Origin of the sequence: Saccharopolyspora sp. 7B (assembly GCF_020177435.1) — a bacterium.
In the GTDB taxonomy this organism is placed as follows: Bacteria; Actinomycetota; Actinomycetes; order Mycobacteriales; family Pseudonocardiaceae; genus Saccharopolyspora_C; species Saccharopolyspora_C gregorii.
Genome location: NZ_JAIUKC010000261.1, coordinates 1 through 3940, shown reverse-complemented (window position 1 = coordinate 3940; position 3940 = coordinate 1). Strand labels below are relative to the sequence as shown.

Annotated in this window: 5 protein-coding genes; 3 read left to right on the top strand and 2 right to left on the bottom strand. The window is 74.7% G+C overall.

Translation table 11 applies throughout. From position 1 onward, the window contains the following. The coding region (locus tag LCD33_RS28355; RefSeq protein ID WP_224978485.1) for a GntP family permease at positions 1–1234 on the bottom strand (1234 nt) is incomplete at its 3' end. An 83-nt stretch (positions 1235–1317) separates the two neighbouring features. Then, positions 1318–1749 (bottom strand): VOC family protein, encoded by a 432-nt coding sequence (locus tag LCD33_RS28350; RefSeq protein WP_224965819.1) that lies wholly within the window; start codon positions 1747–1749, stop codon positions 1318–1320. Between the two features lie 154 nt (positions 1750–1903). On the opposite strand from LCD33_RS28350, the gene LCD33_RS28345 reads away from it, so the two are divergent. The 3 genes from LCD33_RS28345 to LCD33_RS28335 all read left to right on the top strand — a co-directional run bounded on the left by LCD33_RS28345 (position 1904) and on the right by LCD33_RS28335 (position 3842). Further along, positions 1904–2596: a FadR/GntR family transcriptional regulator gene (locus LCD33_RS28345; RefSeq protein ID WP_224965818.1), complete on the top strand. Its 693-nt coding sequence runs from the start codon at positions 1904–1906 to the stop codon at positions 2594–2596. Positions 2597–2796: 200 nt separating this feature from the next. Continuing rightward, entirely contained in the window at positions 2797–3471 is a 675-nt protein-coding gene (locus LCD33_RS28340) for a GNAT family N-acetyltransferase (RefSeq protein WP_224965817.1), read from the top strand. Positions 3472–3548: 77 nt separating this feature from the next. Then, positions 3549–3842, top strand: a complete 294-nt coding sequence (locus LCD33_RS28335) for a hypothetical protein (RefSeq protein ID WP_224965816.1) — start codon at positions 3549–3551, stop codon at positions 3840–3842. Positions 3843–3940: the final 98 nt, after the last annotated feature.

Sequence of the window (3940 nt, the reverse complement as noted above, 5' to 3'; positions counted from 1 at the left end):
CGGCGCACCCCGCGCCCGCGGCCAGCACCAGCAGCGCCAGGTGGACCGGGTCGAGCGCGCCGACGCTGGGGGCCACCAGCGTCGCCGGGGCCACGCCCGCCACCGTGGCGGAGCCGAGCGCGGCGACCAGGATCGCGGCGATGCCGAAGGTCAGCAGCAGCGTCGGCACCCCGGCCCCGGAGGCCAGGTCGAGCACCGCGTCGGCGGTGCCGGACTCGACGATGACGCGGCTGAACCCGCCGGCCGCACCGACGATGAAGGTGATCCCGGCGATCGGCGCCAGCGACGAGCCGACCCAGCGCTCGCGCACTTCGCGGGGCGTGCCGGACAGCCCGCCCAGCACGACGACGGCGACCAGCACCGAGATCAGCAGGGCGATGGCCGGTTCTCCGGCGAGTTCGACCACCGCGTGCACCGGCCCGGTGCCGTCGGCCCAGAACAGGTCGGTGGCGGCCTTGCCGAGCATGAGCAGCACCGGCAGCAGGATCACCGCGAAGCTGCGGGCGCGTCCCGGCGGGCGCGGCACGTCGCTCCCGTCGGCGGCGAACAACCGCTCCAGCCCGGCGGGCGGACGCGCCCGCACCCAGCGCCGCATCAGCCGACCGAGCCACGGGCCGGTGAGCAGCACGGCGGGGGCCGCGACGACCAGCCCGAGCACCAGGACCAGCCCGATGCTGGGCCCGAGCGCTCCGGCCGCGCCGACCGGGCCGGGATGCGGCGGCAGCAGGCACTGCGCCGCGTCCAGCCCGGCCAGCAGCGGGAAGGCGAGCAGCGTGAGCTCGATGCCGGTACGCCGCGCGAGCAGCAGCACCACCGGGATCAGCGTCACGAACCCGACCTCGAAGAACATCGGGAGTCCGATGAGGACGGACGCGGCGAGCACCACCCAGGGCAGTCCCCGCACGCCCACCCCGCCGGTCAGGGTCTGCACGATCCGCGAGGCCGCCCCGGATTCGGACAGCACCGCGCCGAACATGGCGCCCAGCGCGATCAGCACCCCGGTCTCGCCGAGCGTCTTGCCGATGCCGGTGGTGAGCCCTTCGACGGTGCCGGTGACGCCGAGCCCGGCGGCCAGCCCCACCAGCACGCCGCCGCTGAGCAGCGCCAGCACCGGGTGCAGCTTGAGCGCGCTGACGGCGACGGCGACGAAGACGATCCCGCCGAGCAGGACCGCCATGAGGCGGATGTCGTGCCCGGTGAGCGGTGCCGCGGCGGCGGCTTGCGCGCCGATCACGGCGCACCTGCGCGAGAACGCGCGTGGTCCGGTTGCATGCTGCTGTCCATTCCTTTTGCGTCGTTGCGAAAGGTCGTGCGGGATCAGGCCGGCGGGGCCGGGCGTTGGACGAGTTCGACGAGTTCGCCGCCCGCGGATTCGGCGAGGAACGCGCACGGCAGCCCGAATCCACCGGTGAAGGCGTCCTCCGGTGGCTGCCCGGCCGAGCGCAGCACCGCGTCGAGGTCGTCGACGGCGAAGCAGAAGTGGTGCAGCCCTTCGCCGCGCTCCCGCAGGTGGGTCAGCGGCGGCCCGGGGCGGTGCGGTTCGAGCAGCTGGAGCCCGGCGGCGGTCCCCCCGGGCGAGCAGCCGCGCGGGTAGAGCCAGACCAGCCGGACCCCGACCGCGTCGACGAACTCGTCCCGGACGACGTGCAGGCCCAGGTGCTCCGCGTACCAGCGGGCGGTGCGGTCGGCGTCGCCGGTGATGAGCGCGACGTGGTCGATCGGGCCCGCGGAGACGAGCGGCTCAGCCACGGGTGGCCTCGTGGGCGGTGGCGGGCACCGGAACCTCCTTGGTCGACCAATTGGTATGACAGGTTTTCTAGCAAACCGGTGCGCCCGATGTCCACACCCCGGCCGATCTCTAGGATCGGCGAGCACGCGACCTCCGCGGGAAGGAGCACGACCAGTGGCCGAGGACACCGCACCCGGCGAGATCCGCCGCTCGGACGAGGTGGTGGCGGGGCTGCTGCGGCGCATCCTGGACGGCAGGCTGCGGCCCGGCGACCGGCTGCCCGCCGAACGCGACCTCGCCGCCGAGTACGGCGTCTCCCGGACCGCGCTGCGCGAAGCCATGAGCAACCTGACCGGGCGCGGCCTGATCGCCTCCCGCGGCGGCAGCGGACTGCGCATCACCGCGGTCGCGCCGGAACGCGCGCAGGAAGCGCTCTTCCTGTACCTGCGGGACAACGACCTCGACTACCGCTCCATCCACGAGGTGCGCGAGGTGATCGAGGTGCACGCCGCGGGCGCCGCCGCCGAACGCGGCGACGCCGAGACCGCCCGCCTGCTCAGCGCCGCCAACGACGAGCTGCGCGCCAGCGGCGAGGACGTGGCCCGCGCCGTCGCCGCCGACTTCGAGTTCCACCGGCTGGTCAGCGTCATGGCGGGCAACGAGATCTTCAGCCTGCTGCTGTCCTCGCTGCGCGGCGGGCTGATCCGGGTGCGCGAGCACAACCTCACCCTGCGCGCCGCCCACCAGGAGGCCTGCGACTCGCACCAGGCCATCGTCGACGCCATCACCGCGCACGACCCCGACGCGGCGCGCGCCGCGATGGCGAGCCACCTCAGCGCGGTGTTCGGCTACTGGCATGGGGACTGAATGTTCGACTCGGTTTGCTGAGTACCTGGGGTGGCGGAACCTCAGCTGCTTCCTCGCTGCGGGATCGTTTTCACCGGTGGCTCCGCCACAGGAGAAAACGCTGTCCTCGCGTGGAAGCAGCTGAGAACCCGCGGGTGGTCCTGTCTCAGGTGGTCGTTTGCTCAGCGGCTTCGCCGCTGACAGGAAGGAAAGGGCGAGCGGTGGACGTGCTGGATGAGCCGGTGCTGGCGTCGTTGCGGGGGCGGCACGCGCACCTCGCTCGGTGGTGCGGGACGGCGGCGACGTACCTGCCCGGGGTGACGACGTTCGCGGCGGTCGCCGAACCGGGACCGGCGGCGTGGGACGACCTGGCGCGGCTGCTCGGTTCCGGGGCGCTCGCCGACATGTTCAGCTCCGAAGCGGTGCCGCCGCCCGGCTGGGAACCGGTGTTCGCGCTCGAAGCCCGGCAGCTGATCGGCCCCGCCGAGCCCGCCCCCGTCGGTCCTGGCACCGACGTGGTCGAACTGGGCGCCGCGGACGTGCCCGCGATGCTCGACCTGGTCGCCCGGACCGAGCCGGGACCGTTCTGGCCGCGCACCCGGGAACTCGGCACCTACCTGGGCATCCGCGAGGGCGGCGCGCTGGTGGCGATGGCGGGCGAACGGCTCCGGCCGCCGGGCTGGGCGGAGATCAGCGCCGTGTGCACCGCGCCCGAAGCGCGCGGGCGCGGGCACGCGGCCCGGCTGGTCCGCACGCTGGCCGGGCGCATCGCGGCGCGTGGCGAACGGGCCTTCCTGCACGTCACCGACACCAACACCGCGGCTCTCGGGCTCTACGAGCGGCTCGGTTTCCGGACCCGCAAGCCGGTGACCTTCCGCGGCCACCGCGTCCCCTGATCCACGGCATATTTCGCGCGGCGCCGGGTAATCGGGAGGAGCACTGGCGGTGACCGCGCACGACCGAGGAGGCTCAGGTGGCTCTCGACGACGATGACATCAGGAGTTCGGGCAGCGGCGGACCGGAGGGCCCGGCCGACTCCGGCGCCGGAGGCGGCACGCCCGGCCAGCACGACGGCGGCGCGGACGGCGGAGCCGACGGAGGCGCCGAGGGCCCGGCCGACTCCGGCGCCGGGCGCGGCACACCGGGCCAGCACGACGGGGGCGCCGACGGCTCGGCCGAAGGGCCCGCCGACTCGGGGACCGGCCGCGGCACGCCCGGCCAGCACGACGGTGGGGCGGACGGCGGAGCCGACAGCGGTGCCCGCTGAACTGAGCAGCCCCGTGGAGGGCGCCGCGCCGCAGCAGCGGTTCGCGGCCCCAGTGCCGCCGGGCGAACGCGTCCACGTCGGGCCCCACGACGCGGGAG